The organism is Rhizobium acaciae, from assembly GCF_025941625.1.
GTDB classification, from domain to species: Bacteria; Pseudomonadota; Alphaproteobacteria; order Rhizobiales; family Rhizobiaceae; genus Rhizobium; species Rhizobium acaciae.
Genome location: NZ_JAPCZO010000018.1, coordinates 154,085 through 170,276 on the forward strand (window position 1 = coordinate 154,085; position 16,192 = coordinate 170,276).

The window sequence follows — 16,192 nt, forward strand, 5'->3', positions numbered from 1 at the left end:
AATGCATTGGCGATAGCCCTGGGCAGTCGCCCGTTCGATCCATGTTCTGGGAGGAAGGATGTATGGCCAGGCCCAGAGAATTTGATGAAGAAAAAGTATTGCTGCTGGCTGTAGAGCGGTTTTGGGAACACGGCTACGAGGCAACGTCAATCCGCGATCTGGCCCAGGCAATCGGGCTGACCACCGCAAGCATCTACAATGCCTTTGGCGACAAGCACGCATTTTATCGCAAAGCGCTCGATTTCTATGTCGAACGGAGCTTCGGCGACCGTGTCGGCCGGTTTGAGACGAAGCCGCCGCGTGAGGCGATCGGCGCATTCTTCAACGAAATTATTGAGCGGTCGTTGAGCGATACCAAGCGGAAAGGCTGCATGTTGGTCAATTCCGCGCTCGAGGTAGCACCGCATGATGATGAGTTTCAGCGGGTGGTGGCTCAAGTCCTGGTGCAAGTTGAGGCTTTCTTCAGGCACTGCGTCGAAAAAGGCCAGAAAGACGGATCGATCAATCGTTGCCAAAATGCATCGGACATGGCCGGCACGCTGCTCGGCACGCTGCTGGGTATTCGTGTGCTTGCGCGCACGCGTCCTGAAAGAGACCTTCTGGAAGGTCTTATCCGGCCCATTTTTGCACTGCTGGAACCCAATCACAGTCAGACAATCTTATCTCATGATCGATGACATGACCGTTCAAACGCTTGCACGCTTTGACTCGCTATCTCACGCGCAAAAAAATCTGGCTGGTCTCTGTAACAATCGCACGAGAACCGCCGAAGAAGGATATGTCGGATGACAGATCTGGCGCGTGAAAAGGAATGGGCATCCTGGCTGCGTTCCGCGATTGCGGGCGACAGCCATGCCTATCACAAATTCCTGACGGCCCTCACACCACATTTGCGGGTGATGGCGCGGAGGCGTTGTGACCAGTTCGGTGCGCCGGCCAGCGAGGCTGAGGACGTGGTTCAGGAAGTGCTGCTTACTATCCATCTCAAGCGGGGGACATGGGATCCGTCACGGCCTTTGGGGCCATGGCTATCGGCAATCGTTCGCAACAAGGTGGTCGATAGCCTGCGGCGCCGTGGCAGTCAGTCAGTACCACTTGAGGACGTCGTTGCTACACTTAAAGCAGACGAACGCATCGCAGCCTCCGATCGCATCGATATCGAACAGATTCTGGGCAAGCTCAAGGACCCGCAACGAACGATCGTTCAATCGATATCGATCGAAGGGTCGAGTGTTCGGGAAACGGCCGATCGGCTGAAGATGACAGAGGTGGCGGTACGTGTTTCCCTGCATAGGGCATTGAAGGGGTTGGCTGCTCTCTATTCGGGGCGGGCGACATGAAGACTGATGAGTTGATCGAACTGCTCGTGCAGGATACGCCGGTTCGACTGAATCTTGATCATGCCCTGATGCATGCTGCCACCGCCGCCACATTGATCGCCGCCATTTTGTTCTTCGCGGTCATCGGCTTGCGTGCGGACTTCGGCGCGGCCATCGAGACCGGCCGCTTCCTGTTCAAATTCGTGATCACGGGATCTCTCAGCTTGACCGGTGGGATGGTCATGTTCCGGATCGGAAGACCGGGCGTCCCGGTTCGGTTGACGGCATTGGGCTTGACGGTTCCTGCTCTGTTTATGAGTGCAGCGGCGATCTTTGAACTGTTGGTCATGCCGTCGGAGACATGGGTGACGCGCATGATCGGGCACAATTCCAGCCTCTGCCTGACGATTATCCCATTCTTATCGGTGGGTCCTCTTGCCTGTTTTCTCTACGCGCTTCGATACGCTGCCCCCACCCGACCCGCGGTCGCCGGAGCTGTTGCCGGGCTCGTCGCGGCAGGGATTGCGGCGACGTTCTACGCAGCCAATTGCGATGACGACAGCCCGCTCTTTGTAATGCTGTGGTATCCAATGGCCATTTCGATAGTTGCCGGAACCGGTGCTTTGCTTGGCCACAGACTATTGCGCTGGTAAGTCACGATGGTGAAACCGACATACTTCGTGGCTGGTGAGAGTGGCCAATGGCAGGTCGAGGCAACACGCGCCATTATCGGCAAGGGTCTGGATGTTGCGCCTCGTCTTAGTGTCATGGACACCAATCAGGTCATATTACCCGATCCAGCAGCCTGGTTTCTGCGCGGAACAGCCGGCAGCGCGCGATACACGACCCGTGTCGAACTCGATCAGCTTGGAGAACGCCAACCACCGTTGGGCCGCGCAACGGCGCGCCTTGCGGTCTTGATCCCGATTCGCAAGTCGGATCTTTGGTGGTCTCTTGCGCAGGACGAACGCCGGGCCATCATTCAGGAGAGGTCGGCGCATTTTCAGATCGGGATGGACTATTTGCCTGCCGTCGCTCGACGCCTCTATCACAGCCGTGATCTCGGCGAGCCTTTCGATTTTCTCACCTGGTTCGAATTCGCGGAGGAAAATGCCCCTCAATTTGATGCCATGCTCTTTCGATTGCGTGCGACTGAAGAATGGCGTTTTGTCGAACGCGAGGTCGAGATCCGCTTGCGGATATGGCAACATGGTTGATGATGCTAAGATAGCCAATCCTGGGTAAGGTTGCGCAACAAAGCGGGACGGTCTGGTCAGGCCAGCCGCAAACGGAGTACTTGAGTGAACACGGAAGACCTGATCAATCTGATATCAGAGGACACACGGAGGCCCGTCAACCTCTCGAGGGCGCTTGCTCTGGCGACAGCTGCTGGCGCGTTGGTGGCGGGATTGGTGTTCTTTTCGGTCCTGGGTGTTCGACCTGATTTTGCTCAAGCAATCATGACTGTGCGCTTCGTATTCAAGTTCATTGCCACTTTGGCGCTGTTTTTTGTGGCGGCATCGATGATGGAGAGCCTTATCCGTCCAGGGGAGGGCGCAATGGCTCGGCGCTGGTTGTTGCTGCTGGCACCAGCGCTGTTGATCGCAGCCGCCACCATCGAGTTGATCGTCACCCCAGCCGGTCTTTGGGAAAGCAGACTGGTTGGTCACAATGCATTGCATTGCCTGACAGTCATCCCGGTCCTCTCGCTAGCGCCGACCGTGTTCCTCTTTCTGGTGATGCGCCATGGTGCGCCGGATCACCCCGGTCAAGCCGGGGCAATCGCGGCATTGGCATCCGCCGGTATTGCCGCTACGCTTTACGCCTCTAATTGCCCCGACGACAGTCCCTTATTCGTCGCAACCTGGTATCCAATCGCCATACTCATTGTGGCCGTTGCGGGGTATTTTGCAGGCCGACGCTTTTTGCGGTGGTAGCTACGATTATGCCGTTCGCAATGCCGGGCCCTATTCCGTCCGGCGAAAACGATGGCGTTTGCGATGAACGTCGACTGGCTTAGGACCGTCCGGTAGAAAAGGATTACCATCATTGAGTTGCATTTGCCCGAGTCAGATTTTCTGATCGACGCCATAGCTGATGATGGAAAAGTAGTCGAGCGCCGAACATTACGGTGCTCGCAGGTAGGGCTGAGCCTCACGTAGAACAGGGCGTGCTGATTAGAACTTGCGGAGGAAACTGCGCTCTGACCGTGGCTCTGCTATTGACGCTTGAAATCGCCGCCATGTTCAGCAATGAGTTGCTCTTGTCCGCCTCCCAAGCCAGACAGCCGCCCCGCTGCGATCTTCCTGAAATGTTATGGCCGAAAAAAGAGTCAACACCGTTTTGGTTCGTCAGCCGATGAACGACGATCCGAATTGGGCAAATAGTTCCATAATATCCGTTACGCCGCAAATTTGTGTTTGCGGGGCAGATTCTATTTCCAACTGCGACATGCCAGCAAAGTTAAAGTGTCCTGTTTCTGCAAAATACGGGCGGACCAGGCCGCCGCGATGGGATGCGAAACATCTGCCTCGAAGCTCACTCGGGATATCGTCGGGGCGAACTGATCCTCCGCGTCCTACGGTTCGCGTATTGCGTTATCGAGGCCACGCAGCAGCGGATACAGGAAATAGGAGATCACCGTACGCTTGCCGACCTTGATTTCCGTGGACACGGTCATGCCGGGAAGCAGCCTCACCGGCATACCTGCGGCATTCAGCCGGGTATCGGCAAGCAGGATCCGCGCCTTGAAGAAGGGGGCGGCCGGCTGGCTCGGGGTCTCTGTCTGCTCCTGTTGGCCGGTGAGGAACGTGTCCTGGCTGATGGTTCTCACCTCGCCCGAGGCGGTGCCGTATTTCTGGAAGGGATAGGCGTCGAGCTTGATGCGGGCTTCCTTGCCGACGGCCACGCGGCCGATGTCGCGGGTGTTGATCGAGACTTCGGCTTCAAGCGGCACATTGATCGGCACCAGCGTCACGACCGGTTCCGCCTCGCGCACCACTGAACCGACCGAGCGCTGGGCGAGATCGAGCACGACGGCATCGGCGGGTGCGGTCAGCGCCACCATGTTGCGGCGCAGTTCCATCTTTTTCAGTTCCTCGTCAGCCATGTCGCGCTGGCCGCGCAATTCCACCAGTTGCTCCATTGCGGCGCGGCGGAAATCCTCGATGAAGGCCTGGCGGTCGGCTCGGAGCTTGGCATAGGAGTGGGCGGCCTCGTCGGCCCGGCCGCGGACGGCGGTCAGGTCGGATTCCACGTCGAGCCGGGCGTCACGCGAGCCGAGCAGCGTGATCAGCGAGCCGCTCTGCTTGTCATAGAGCCGCTCCCGCGCTGCCTCGATCTGCGAGAGCCCATCGCGCCTGTCGTTGAGCACCGCCTCCTGGTTCCTGCTCGCCGCAAGAGCGGCCGACTGGCCGGCGATCTGCTGCTCGAAATTCTGCAGCTGCGCCATGTAGAAGGCCTGTCGCTGGCCGAAGAGCTGCGCCTGCAGCACCTGGTCGGGCGTATCTCCCGCGATCTTCGTGTAGTCGTTGCCGGCAAGCTCGGCCTCGATGCGCCTCACCTGGGCGTCGAGGGCGGAGAACTTCGCCTGCTGCTGGTCGACATCGGCCTGGCTGAACGTGGCGTCGAGGGTCGCGAGCGTCTGCCCGGCATGCACCACTTCGCCGGCCTTCACCTCAATCGTGCGGATGATCGAGGTTTCGAGCGGCTGGACGACGATGGTCGGCTGGGTGGTGACGAGCTTGCCGGGCGCAATCACCACCTCATCGATCGACGAGACCGAGGCCCAGATGATCGCCGAAACAATCAGCGCCGTCACGCAGTAGAGCGTCATGCGTGCAACTCTAGGCGGCGCGCGTTCCTCGAGCTCGACGGCGTCGGACTGGAATTCGGCAATTGCCGGCGGCAACGGCGGGCGGGCGGCAAGCTCCCTGCCCTTCCCCGAGGGCCCCTTGTCTGAAGGGCCTTTGCCTGAAGGCACCGGCAGGTTTTCGCTGGGTTTTCTGGTGTGCGCGTTCATGCGACCTGCCTCATCTGCTGGGACCACAGGTGGCGATAGGTCATGCAGCGCGATACAAGCTGATCGTGCCGGCCGATATCGGCGACTTTGCCACGCTCGATGACGAGAATGGCATCGGCATCGACGAGCGTCGAAAGTCGGTGCGAGACGATGATAACGGTGCGGCCGGCGGCGATGCGGCTTAGATTCTCGCGGATGATCGCCTCACTGTCGGGGTCGAGCGCGCTCGTCGCCTCGTCGAAGATCAACAGTTTCGGATCGGTAATCAGCGCGCGGGCAATGGCAAGCCGCTGCTTCTGGCCGCCTGACAGATTGGAGGCGTTTTCCTCCAGCATCGTGTCAAAGCCGCGCGGCAGGCGTTCGATGAACTCCTCGGCGCCGGCGATGCGGGCGACTTCCATGATCTCCTCGATGCTGGCATCGGGCTTGGCGGCGGCGATATTCTCGCGTACCGAGCCGCGAAACAGGAAACTATCCTGCAGCACGACGCCGATGCTCGTTCTCAGATGCACGAGGTCGATCTCACGGCTGTCATAGCCATCCATGCGCACGAGGCCTTCCTGGCTCTGATAGAGCCCCTGGATGAGCCTTGTGATCGTCGTCTTGCCCGAGCCGCTCTTGCCGACCACGCCGAAGAGGCAGCCCGCCGGAATGGCGAAGGAGACATTATCGAGCGCCGGCGCGCTATCCGGGCCGTAACGGAAGCTGACCCTGTCGAATTCGATGCGGCCCTGCAGATGCGGCCGAACACCTCGCCCGCGGCCCGACTGCTCCGGCCGCTGGTTCATGATCTCGCCGAGCATACGCACGGAGAGCGCGACTTCCTGATATTCGTGCACCATGGTGACGATCTGCACCAGCGGTCCCGAGACCCGGCCGGCGAGCATGTTGAAGGCGACCAGCGCGCCGATCGTCATCGCGCCGCTGAACACATCGAGCGCGCCGAGGCCGATGATCGCGACGCTCATCAGCTTCTCCAGCAGTCCGGTCATCGCCTGGGCGATGGTCGAGATCTTGTCGACCCGGAAACGCACGGAGATCGCCTGGGCCGAATAATCGTCCCACACCTTGCGCTGGCGCGGCTCCAACGCCAGCGATTTGACGGTGCGCATGCCGTGCACGGTTTCCACCAGCAATGCCTGCCGGTCGCCTTCGGCCTGGTAGAGCGCCTGCAACCGGCGCTGGAACGGCCCGACGAGCATCATTACCACGAGCCCGACAAGGGCGGCGAAACCGAGTACGACAAGCGTCAGCTTGACGCTGTAGAGAAGCAGGATCGGCACGAAGACCAGGAGCGAAACGCCGTCCAGGAGCGTGAGAAACAGCCGGCCGGTCAGGAATTCGCGGATGCGCCCGGTCTGCTGCATGTGCTTGACGAGAACGCCGGCCGAGGCCTGCTCGAAGAGCGCGATCGGCAGGTTGAGCAGATGGCCGAAGGTGCGGGTCGCGACGCGGATGTCGATCCTGTTCGTCGCATAGAGCAGCAGATAGCGGCGCAGGAAGGTGAAGGTCGCGTCGAAGACGAGCGCGATCGCAATGCCCGCCGTCAGAACCGTCAGCGTCGCATAGCTCTGATGCACCAGCACCTTGTCGATGACGAGCTGAAAGAAGATCGGCGTCGTCAGCCCCAGCCCGTAGAGCACGAAGGCGGCGAGCGCGACGTCGCGGAAGAAGCTGCGCTGCTTGATGATCTCGGGGATGAACCAGCGGAAGCCGAAGGGCCGGTCCTCATCGGACATGCGATAGTTGCGCTTCAGCAGGATCACCGATCCGAGCCAGGCCTTGGCGAACTGCTCTTCGCTGAGCATCATCACCTCGGCGCGTGATGCCAGCGGGTCGAGAACGTGGATTCTCTCATCCTCCCCGCTCCCGACAGCGCCGGCGATAACCACCCAGTTGCCGTTCGTCAGCTCGGCGAGCACCGGGAAGGCCTCGCCGAGTTGGAACAGGGATCGCCAGTCGAGCGTCAGATGCCTTGCCCTGAGGCCGGCATCCTTGGCCATGCGCAGCAGCTGCCGCATGGCAACGGGATCGTTGCCGACGGCATAATCGTGCTGCAGTCGCTCAGGAGCAAGATCGACGCCGTGATGACGTGCGACGAGCGCAAGACAGTGCAGGTTGGTATGCAGAAAACCACTCATGGCCCACCCGAAACAATACGAGACCGAGGCAATATTTGTTTTATCAGTTGAAGTTCGGCGAGGCGTTCGAAGCGCCGGCCTGCACCGTCTGGATATCGGCAGCCGCCGCAGCTGGCATATCGCCGATGCGACGGACCGCACCCGCCTCGACCAACCCGCCAAGCGCCTTCTGCATGAGATCGACCGCATTGGCGAAGGCATCGACCGGCATGATGATGCGCTGGCGGAAAACCGGCTTCGGATTGTTGTTGGCGTCACGATCGGTGGCCGAGAGCGACATCAGGTCGATGCGTACGATCGTTCCCGTGATGGTGATCTCGCCGATGCCATCTGCATAGAGTTCGTTGCTCATTGTTCTCTCCTCTGGTTGATAATCAAAACCTGTTCACCTTTGAGTCGACACATCGGATTATCCGAAAACCGCTTCACACTTTTCGGTCCGCTGCGTGAGTATCGTGCCGCCATGCCGGAAACGGGTCGCGAAGGCCGATGGCGGTCTGCGGATCGAAACCCGTCTCCTCCCCGGCCAGGCAATCGTCGAGCGCGGCTCGGATCGCCGCCTCGTCGAAGCCGGAGCCGATGAAGACCAGTTCCTGACGACGGTCGCCCCAGACATCGTCCCAATGCCGGTCAAGCAACTGGCGGAATTGCGGATGGCGCGGCCAGTGCGCCCGCGGCACCGAAGCCCACCAGAACCCCCTGTTCTCGATGCGGCATTGCGTGCCGGCAATCGACAGCAGGCCGATCTCGTCCGGCCGGGTCGCCAGCCAGAAGTGCCCTTTCGCCCTGATGATGCCGGGCAATGGCTGTTCGATGACGCGGCTTAGCCGCGCGGGATCGAAAGGCCGGCGGCTGCGATAGACGAAGCTCGCAATGCCGTATTCCTCGGTCTCCGGCACATGGTCACCCCAGCCGTAAAGCTCCTTGTGCCAGAACGGATGACGGGCGGCATTCGCCTCGCTGAAGAGCCCGGTATCCATGATCGCGCCAAGCGGCACTTGACCGAAGGCCGCCTCGATGATGCGGGCATCCGGATTGAGCGCCGCGACGACCCGGCGAACCTCCGAGAGCATTGCGGGCGGCACATCGCCTGCCTTGTTGATGATGACGACGTCGGAAAATTCGATCTGCTCGACGAGGAGTTCGACGAGCTTGCGCTCATCGTCCCCGTCACGTCTTTCGCCGCGATCGGCAAGGAACTCGGCGCTCTGGTAATCGGCGAGAAGATTGACCGCATCGACGACGGAAACCATGGTGTCGAGCCGCGCGACATCGCAGAGTGCTGCCCCGCTCTCGTCGCGGAAGGAGAAGGTGGCTGCGACTGGCAGCGGCTCGGCAATGCCGGTGCCCTCGATCAGCAGATAGTCGAAACGGCCGGCGCTAGCGAGCCGGCGGACCTCGCTCAGGAGATCGTCGCGCAGGGTGCAGCAGATGCATCCATTGGTGAGCTCTACCAGCGTCTCGTCCGTGCGCAAGAGGTCTGCACCCCCCTCGCGCAGGAGATCCGCATCGATGTTGACCTCGCTCATATCGTTGACGATGACAGCTACCCGGCGACCCTCACGATTGCTCAGGACATGATTGAGGACAGTCGTCTTGCCGGCGCCGAGAAACCCGGCGAGAACCGTTACCGGCAATCTGTTGTCTGCACCCATCATCGATATCATTACCCTTTACAGATGCTTGGTCTTACATGCTCGCGGGCTTTACGCTGCGAGCTGCGGTCTGAATGCTACGTCCACATAGTAGTTTGTGCTGTTATAGCTGGCGCTCGGGAACAGCCCGCTCGACCCATAGGCATAGACGCCGTTGCTGCCGCTGAGCGCCCTGAGGTCGCCATTCGTCACATCGGCGCTGAAGTAGTTGCCGGTCGCCGAATAATTGCCGTTGGTGCTGTAGGAAACGACGTAGGTCGTGTCCGCGGTGACCTCTACCTGCTGGGTGAGTGTCGCGGTCTGCCAGCCGCTTGCCGTTTCATTGCTGAAGGCGACGCTGCCGAGAAGCGTGCCCGAGGCGGTCCAGAGATAGCCGTTATGCGGGCCTGTATTGTCGACACCCTTGTAGAATCGGATGCCGGTGATCCAGCCTGCCGTATCGGCCTGGAACTTCATGCCGAGATTGACCTGCTGATTGTCGTTGGTGGAGACGATTGCAGGCGTCGCATTGGTGGCAAAGAGGTTCTGCTCCGGGCCTGCAGCCGGGTTGTTGATGGTGAGAGCAACCTGAGCCGTGGCCGTGCCGCCCTTGCCGTCTGATATCGCGTAGCTGAAGCTCGCCGGTCCTGAATAGCCTGCGGTCGGCGTGAAGGTCACCGTCTGGGCCTGGGCACTGTAGGCGACCGAGCCGTTGACGGCGCCGCTGACGCCGGTGATCGTGAGCGGATCGCCATCGGCATCGCTGTCGTTTGAAAGCAGCGCCGAGGCCTGGATGGTGATCGGCGTACCCGTATTGGTCGAGTAGCCGCTGTCATTGGCGGCGACCGGAACCGCATTCTGCGCGCCCTGCTGATAGAGCACGTCCACCCAGTAGTTGCTGGCATTGTAGGAGGCGGTCGGGAACAGGCTGCCCGTGCCATAGGCATAGACGCCGTTGCCGCCGCTGACCGAACTTGCCGGCGCCGTCAGCGCGCCGCTCGTATAGTCTGTCGTGAAGTAGTTCGCGGTCGCCGAATAGAAACCGTTGGAATGGTAGCTCGCCACATAGGTCACGCCGGCCGTAACATTGATCGGCTGCGTGAAGGAAACCGTCTGCCAGCCGCTTGCCGTCTCGTTGATGAAGGTTGCCTGGCCAAGGAGCTGACCGCTCGTGGTCCAGAGCGAGCCGACATGCGTGCCGGTATCCTGTGCGCTCTTGTAATAGGTGAGCCCCGTGATCTGGCCGTTGGCGGAAGCGATGAACTTGACGCCAAGTTCGACCGAGTTTGCGTCATTGGCGGCGGTAACCCCCGACGTGTCGGCGCTGGTAAACAGGCTCGAGGTCGTGCCGCCGCCGGGCTGCGAATTGACCGTGAGGCTGACGGTGGCCGAAGCCGTGCCGCCATGCCCGTCCGAGATCGAATAAGAGAAGCTTGCGACGCCCGTATAGCCCGAGTTCGGCGTGAAGATCACCGTGTTGGTCTGGCTGTTGAAGGTCACCGTTCCGTTGACCGCGCCGTTCGCGCCGGTGATAACAAGCGGGTCGCCATCGCCATCGCTGTCGTTGGCAAGCAGGTTGGCCGCGGCAATCGACAGGGCCGTGTTGGAATAGGTCGTATAGCCGTTGTCGTTGGCGGCAACCGGCACCGTGTTGCCCGTCGACTGGTTGAAGACGACATCGACCCAGTAATTCGACGACTGGTAGCTCTGGGTCGGGAAGGTCGAGCCCGATCCGACCGCATAGACACCGTTCGCACCGGCGAGCGCCGTCAGCGAGCCGTTGGTATGGGCCGTGTTGAAATAGCCTGCGGTCGCCACATAGCTGCCGGTCGTGTGGTAGGAGGCGACATAGGTCGCACCCGCCGTGATCTGCAGCGGCGTGGAGAAGGTTGCCGTCTGCCAGCCGGAGAGCGATTCGTTGGTGAAGGTGACCGTGGCGACGAGCGTGCCGTCGGCCCTCCAGATGGAGCCGGTATGCACGCTGGTATCGCCGGCAGCCTTGTAATAGCGGATGCCCGAGATCGTGCCGTTTGAGGACGCGACGAACTTCATGCCGAGTTCCATCGCCGTATTGTCGTTGAAGCTGCCGCCGGTCGGCCCCTCGCTGCCGGTAAACAGCGTCTCGCCGGCCGGACCTGCCTGAACGCTAAGGCTGACATTGCCCTGATCCGTGCCGCCTCGGCCGTCCGACAGCGTATAGGTGAAACTTGCCGGGCCTGAATAATTGTTAGCCGGCGTGAAGGTGATGGTTCCGGTCTGCGTGTTGAGAGCGACCGTGCCGTTGAGCGCATTGCCGACGGCGGTGATGGTCAGCGCATCGCCATTGGCATCGACATCATTTGCCACGAGTGCGGCAATCGAGATAACAAGCGATCCGTTATGGCCGATGATCAGCCCGCTGTCGTCGGTTGCGACCGGCTGGCTGTTGGGGCCGGCATCGAAGACTACGTCCACCCAATAGTTCGAGCCGCCGGGGTTCTGACCGGGGAACGTGCTGGTGCCGCTATAGGCAAAGACGCCGCCGCCATCGACGGCCTTCAGCGCGCCGCTGGCATAGGGCTCGCTGAAATAGTTCTCGGTGACGGAGAAGAATCCGTTGCTGTGATAGGAGGCCACATAGGTCGTGCCGGCGGCGATCTGGATCGGCGAGGAGAATATCACCGTCTGCCAGCCGGAGAGCGATTCACCCACCGACACGCCGGTTGCGAGCAGCGTTCCGTCGCCGGACCAGAGGCTGACGACGTGGTCGCCGGTATTGTAGAAACCTTTGTAGAAGCGGATGCCCTGCACCGAGCCTGCCGCCGTCGCCTGGAAGCGCAGGCCGAGCTCGACCGGATCGCGATCGATCGCCGTTTCGACCGCGGGCTTTTCCGCCAGCGTCCATAGGCCCTGTGTGCCCGGCAGGGTAACAGTGACTTGCTTGCCGGCCGATGGTGCCTCCAGATTGACGCTGTCGTCGACGGCGCGCGACAGGATCGTATAGGTGCCGCTCGCCTGGACGACCCAGTTATAGCTCCAGCTCTCGCGGCCGGTGGCCTTGAACCAGTGCTGGCCGCCGTCCGTGGAAACTTCCACACCGGCAATGATGCCGCCGCCGAAATCCTGCGCCGTGCCGGTGATGGTGACGCGCTGCCCCTCAACGAAGCTCGCGCCAACGATCGGCGACGAGATCGACGAGGTCGGCTTCAACGCGTCGGTCGATTGGGTCGCCAGGATCAGGCTCGCATCCAGCGTGGTCGGCTGGATGCCCATGTCCGCGAACATGTTGACCATCGCCTGCTGCACGTTGGGATCGGTCGGCGTCTCCGCTCCCTGGTGGTTGGCGTTGAGACCCCAGGACCAGAAGACGGTGCCGGCACCGAACACGAGCGCGCCGCTTTCGGCCCGGTACATGGTGAGGCTGTGAGTTGCCACCGCATCGCCGACCGTCGTGCCGTAGTCGCGCAGATAGGTGCTGACTGCGATGGAGGAGAGCGACAGGTTGATAAGGCCATCCGGCCGGAAGCCGTTCTCGACGTCGGAATCCCACTCATAGCCGAGCAGGTTCTGCACCAGATTATAGGTCTCGCCCTCCTCAAGCTCGGCAACATCGGTGTTGCGCCAGAAGCGCAGGTTCGAATAGTCGTAGGGGATGGTGATCGTATCGGAACGGTAGCTGTCCACCTGGAACATCGTGCCGGTCAGCGAATTCTCCGGCTCCTGTCCCGGATCGGCATAGCGCGGATCGCGCCAGGTGCCGGTGCCGATAGCGCTCGGATCCGTGCTCGTGCCCCAGGTCTCTTTGTAACAGACCATGGTCCGATAGGCCTGGCCGCTGCCGTCGATGCTGCTTTCCCAGCGGACCTTCCAATAGCACTCGTTGCCGCTCCAGAAGGCGAGGTTCACACCCGCATCGCGGGCCGCCTCGACATTGGCGCGCTGCTCGGCCGACCAGTATTCGTCATGACCGACAGAGAGATAGGCATCATGGTTCAGCAGCAGGCTGCCGCTGCGCGTCGCATCGACGCCGGAGATATAGGAAACATCGTAGCCGTTCTGCTCCAGCCACTGGATCGCCGAAGACTCGACGCCGAAGATGAAATCATGCGAGCCGCCGATCGGGCTGGTATTGGTGATGATCGGGCGGTTGTAGCTGACGGCCGAGGCGCGGCCGATCGCAGTCAGGCCGCAGCTGCAGTTCGGCGGCAGGTAGCCGATCATGTCGGCCGGATCGACGGGGACTTCGCCATAATAGAGGCTTGCGCCGCCCCAGGCATTATAGGCCTGCCAGGTGGTATCGGATGTCTGGAAGACGATATCGCTGGTGGAGGCATCGTCGCGCACGACGAAGGGGATGATGCTTGCATCCTCGGTGCCATCCTCGCGCACCAGCTTGGCGAAGTAGACGCCCGAGACGGCATCGTCGGGAATCTGCCAGCTCGCCGAGACCGACCAGTTGCCGCAATCGATGAGGCCGAGCGACATGTCGACAATCGGGTGCGGCTGGATCTGCGCCGATGTCAGCGATTGCTCGATCGAGTCGACCTTACGCGCGCCAGCCCCGCCGTAATAGCCAATGCGGTAAATATCGATGCGGTAGTGAGTGGAATCGGTTGCGATCTTGAAATCGACGGTCTGACCGATATTTGTGCTGATTTCGGTGGCGAAGCCCTGGATGGTGCCACCGCCGTCGCCCTCCAGACCCCATTCGCTGATCGGGTTGCCCTGCTTCAGGTTTTCGAGCGCGATCTTGTTGGGCGTCGCCGCAGCCGAAACTGCCGCCATCGGTGCCGCCAGTGCCGTCGGCTCCGCGGTCGTCTCAGCAGAAACGTCCTGGCTCGGCTCCACAGAGACAGATGCTATCGAGGCCTGAAGGCGCAACGAAGCCGTGCCGAGACTGCTGGAAGAGCTGACCGGCTCCGCCGTCTTGGTGCTTCCAGTGTCGGCATCGGTGGTAACACCCGTAAGCGCGGGAGCGGCAGGCAGTGTCGCAGCCTCCTCGGACGGATCCGGGGCAAGCACGGTGCGTTGCAATGTCGAGGAAGGCGTCTGGAACACCGTCTCAGCCGACGCCGTCTTGGTGAAACCGTCTTGCGCGCCGCTATCTCCCGCAGGTGCCGGCATCGCCGTCGACGATGCAGGGGACGATTGCATGTCGCCTGATGATATCAGGGAAGATGTGACCGTGCCGGAGAAGGAGGATTGGACGGTTGCGCTGCCCTGATTGGCAAAACCGTAGGGACCATGAGTGCTTGAAGACACCACGGTCGCAGTTCCAAGCAGTACGGTCCAGACGGAGGGTGGGTGACAGACGCTCGGCGTGCCGCCGGCAGTACTTAGGTATTCGCGATTCCTCACATGAAATCTCAGCAAGAGCGGCGTCCCCGTTTCCCATCGACCACCATTGGAAGGCTTCATCCTGCCAGCTTTCGAAAGGGAATGTACGACAGCAATCTGGGGTATGTGGGTGATACTCCGTACTCCGTTATGATGACCCTCACCGCATGCCCGACCGACAAGGCAGCAAAGCTGCCTCCGGCTACTGCTCAGTGGCCGATTCTGGGTGAAGAGGAATTCTAGTTCGGTCTTGTCTCGCCGGTCCGGCCGGTCGAGCCGGTGCTCCCACGTCCCGTGCTACCAGGCCGGAAACGGATCTTCGAGAGCCGACCAGTCCCGCGGGTCCGAGCTGGCCAGGCAGTCGTCCAACGCGGTCCGGACGCCTGTCTCGTCCATATCAACACCGATGAACACGAGCTCCTGCCGACGGTCGCCCCAAGCGCTGTCCCATCGGCTCTCAAGATGCTGACGAAACTGTTGATGGCTGGGCCAGTCTTGTCGGGGAACGGCCGCCCACCAGAGCCCCATAGGTTCACAGCGCCGTTGCACCCCGGCAGCCGACATCAAACCAACGTGACGCGGGCGCGTGGCAAGCCAGAAGTGGCCTTTGGCGCGGATTACCCCCGGCCAAGGCTCGTCCAGGAATGCTCGAAACAGCTTGGGGTCGAAGGGACGTCTCGTGCGGTAGACAAAGCTCGTTACCCCGTATTCCTCTGTCTCCGGAACATGGTCGCCCGGATTGTACAGTTCCTTGTGCCACAACGGGTGAGCGGCGGCCTTCGCTTCATCGAAGAGGCCCGTACTGAGGATGGTAGCAAGAGAAACCTTGCCGAAGTCCGTCTCCACCTGGCGGGCATCCGGGTTGAGTGCAGCCACCGTCTTGCGGACTTCCGCGCGGACCTCTTCGCTCGCATCCGATATCTTGTTGATCACGACAATATCGGCAAACTCGATCTGGTCCACCAACAGGTCGATGAGCGTCCGCCGGTCGTCACCGTCCCGCTGCAGGCCGCGATCGCGAAGCAGATCAGCGCTGCTGTAATCGGCCAAGAGGCTTGCGGCGTCTACGACGGTCACCATCGTGTCGAGTTTCGCAAAATCGGAGAGCGAAACACCGTTCTCGTCGCGGAATGAAAAGGTTGCCGCGATAGGGCATGGCTCCGCAATGCCGGTCCCCTCTATCAACAGATAGTCGTATCGCCCCTCTTCGGCCAGTCGCCGCACTTCCGTCAGGAGATCGTTGCGCAAGGTGCAGCATATGCAGCCATTGCTGAGTTCAATCAACGTCTCCGTCGTATGCGACAGGTTACAGCCGCCGTCTCGAATAAGGCTGGCGTCTATGTTCACTTCGCTCATATCGTTGACGATGACGGCGACCCGCAGGCCGTCGCGATTGGTCAACACGTGGCTGAGAAGCGTCGTCTTGCCGGCGCCGAGAAAACCCGAGAGCACTGTCACCGGCAGCCGGTCGATGCTGTTCATCAGCATCCCTTCAATGAGGGCATTCGGAGCGACTGGCATTTGCGTTTCATGAGCCTCATTCGAAACCGTCTCTATTCTCGTTCGACGCGTCAGGCGGCGAGCTGCGGCCGGAAGACCACATCGGCATAATAGTTTGCTGAGTCATAGGTGCTGGTCGGGAAGAGGCCCGTGGTGGCAGATCCGCCATAGGCATAGACGCCGTTGCCGCCAGCCGCAGCGCTGGATAGCGCCGACAGCGGACCGTTGCTGACGCCGTTGGTGAAGAAGCCATCCGTCGCG

12 protein-coding genes are annotated in these 16,192 nt (G+C 61.1%); 5 read left to right on the top strand and 7 right to left on the bottom strand.

The window, feature by feature from the left end:
- Positions 1–62: 62 nt before the first annotated feature.
- The 5 genes from OLZ32_RS26600 (at position 63) to OLZ32_RS26620 (ending at position 3,256) form a co-directional block, all read left to right on the top strand.
- Positions 63–677: a TetR/AcrR family transcriptional regulator gene (locus OLZ32_RS26600; RefSeq protein WP_017992368.1), complete on the top strand. Its 615-nt coding sequence runs from the start codon at positions 63–65 to the stop codon at positions 675–677.
- Positions 678–785: 108 nt separating this feature from the next.
- The gene (locus tag OLZ32_RS26605) at positions 786–1,340 is read left to right on the top strand and encodes a sigma-70 family RNA polymerase sigma factor (RefSeq protein ID WP_003549387.1); all 555 of its coding nucleotides are present in this window, start codon (positions 786–788) and stop codon (positions 1,338–1,340) included.
- Entirely contained in the window at positions 1,337–1,972 is a 636-nt protein-coding gene (locus tag OLZ32_RS26610) for an NrsF family protein (protein ID WP_003549388.1), read from the top strand. The genes OLZ32_RS26605 and OLZ32_RS26610 overlap by 4 nt, the downstream gene beginning before the upstream one ends.
- Positions 1,973–1,978: 6 nt before the next feature.
- A complete protein-coding gene (locus OLZ32_RS26615; protein WP_003549389.1) occupies positions 1,979–2,536 on the top strand; it encodes a chlorite dismutase family protein in 558 nt (185 codons plus the stop codon).
- Between the two features lie 84 nt (positions 2,537–2,620).
- Positions 2,621–3,256, top strand: coding sequence for an NrsF family protein (locus OLZ32_RS26620; protein ID WP_017992370.1), 636 nt, complete (start codon positions 2,621–2,623; stop codon positions 3,254–3,256).
- Positions 3,257–3,897: 641 nt separating this feature from the next.
- Here the strand turns inward: OLZ32_RS26620 and OLZ32_RS26625 are convergent.
- The 7 genes from OLZ32_RS26625 to OLZ32_RS26655 all read right to left on the bottom strand — a co-directional run.
- Positions 3,898–5,340 (bottom strand): HlyD family type I secretion periplasmic adaptor subunit, encoded by a 1,443-nt coding sequence (locus tag OLZ32_RS26625; RefSeq protein ID WP_264398539.1) that lies wholly within the window; start codon positions 5,338–5,340, stop codon positions 3,898–3,900.
- On the bottom strand, positions 5,337–7,481 hold the full coding sequence (locus OLZ32_RS26630; RefSeq protein ID WP_003549392.1) for a peptidase domain-containing ABC transporter: 2,145 nt from the start codon (positions 7,479–7,481) through the stop codon (positions 5,337–5,339). The genes OLZ32_RS26625 and OLZ32_RS26630 overlap by 4 nt, the downstream gene beginning before the upstream one ends.
- 43 nt (positions 7,482–7,524) lie before the next feature.
- Entirely contained in the window at positions 7,525–7,833 is a 309-nt protein-coding gene (locus OLZ32_RS26635) for a hypothetical protein (RefSeq protein WP_003549393.1), read from the bottom strand.
- A 73-nt stretch (positions 7,834–7,906) separates the two neighbouring features.
- Positions 7,907–9,139 (bottom strand): GTP-binding protein, encoded by a 1,233-nt coding sequence (locus OLZ32_RS26640; protein ID WP_003549394.1) that lies wholly within the window; start codon positions 9,137–9,139, stop codon positions 7,907–7,909.
- A gap of 48 nt (positions 9,140–9,187) precedes the next feature.
- Positions 9,188–14,512, bottom strand: coding sequence for a DUF4082 domain-containing protein (locus OLZ32_RS26645; protein WP_264398540.1), 5,325 nt, complete (start codon positions 14,510–14,512; stop codon positions 9,188–9,190).
- A gap of 216 nt (positions 14,513–14,728) precedes the next feature.
- Positions 14,729–15,913 carry a GTP-binding protein gene (locus tag OLZ32_RS26650; RefSeq protein WP_264398541.1) on the bottom strand — a complete coding sequence of 395 codons (1,185 nt, stop codon included), beginning with the start codon at positions 15,911–15,913 and terminating at the stop codon, positions 14,729–14,731.
- 89 nt (positions 15,914–16,002) lie between these two features.
- Positions 16,003–16,192 (bottom strand): DUF4082 domain-containing protein (locus OLZ32_RS26655; RefSeq protein WP_264398542.1); only part of this gene is annotated, 190 nt, incomplete at its 5' end.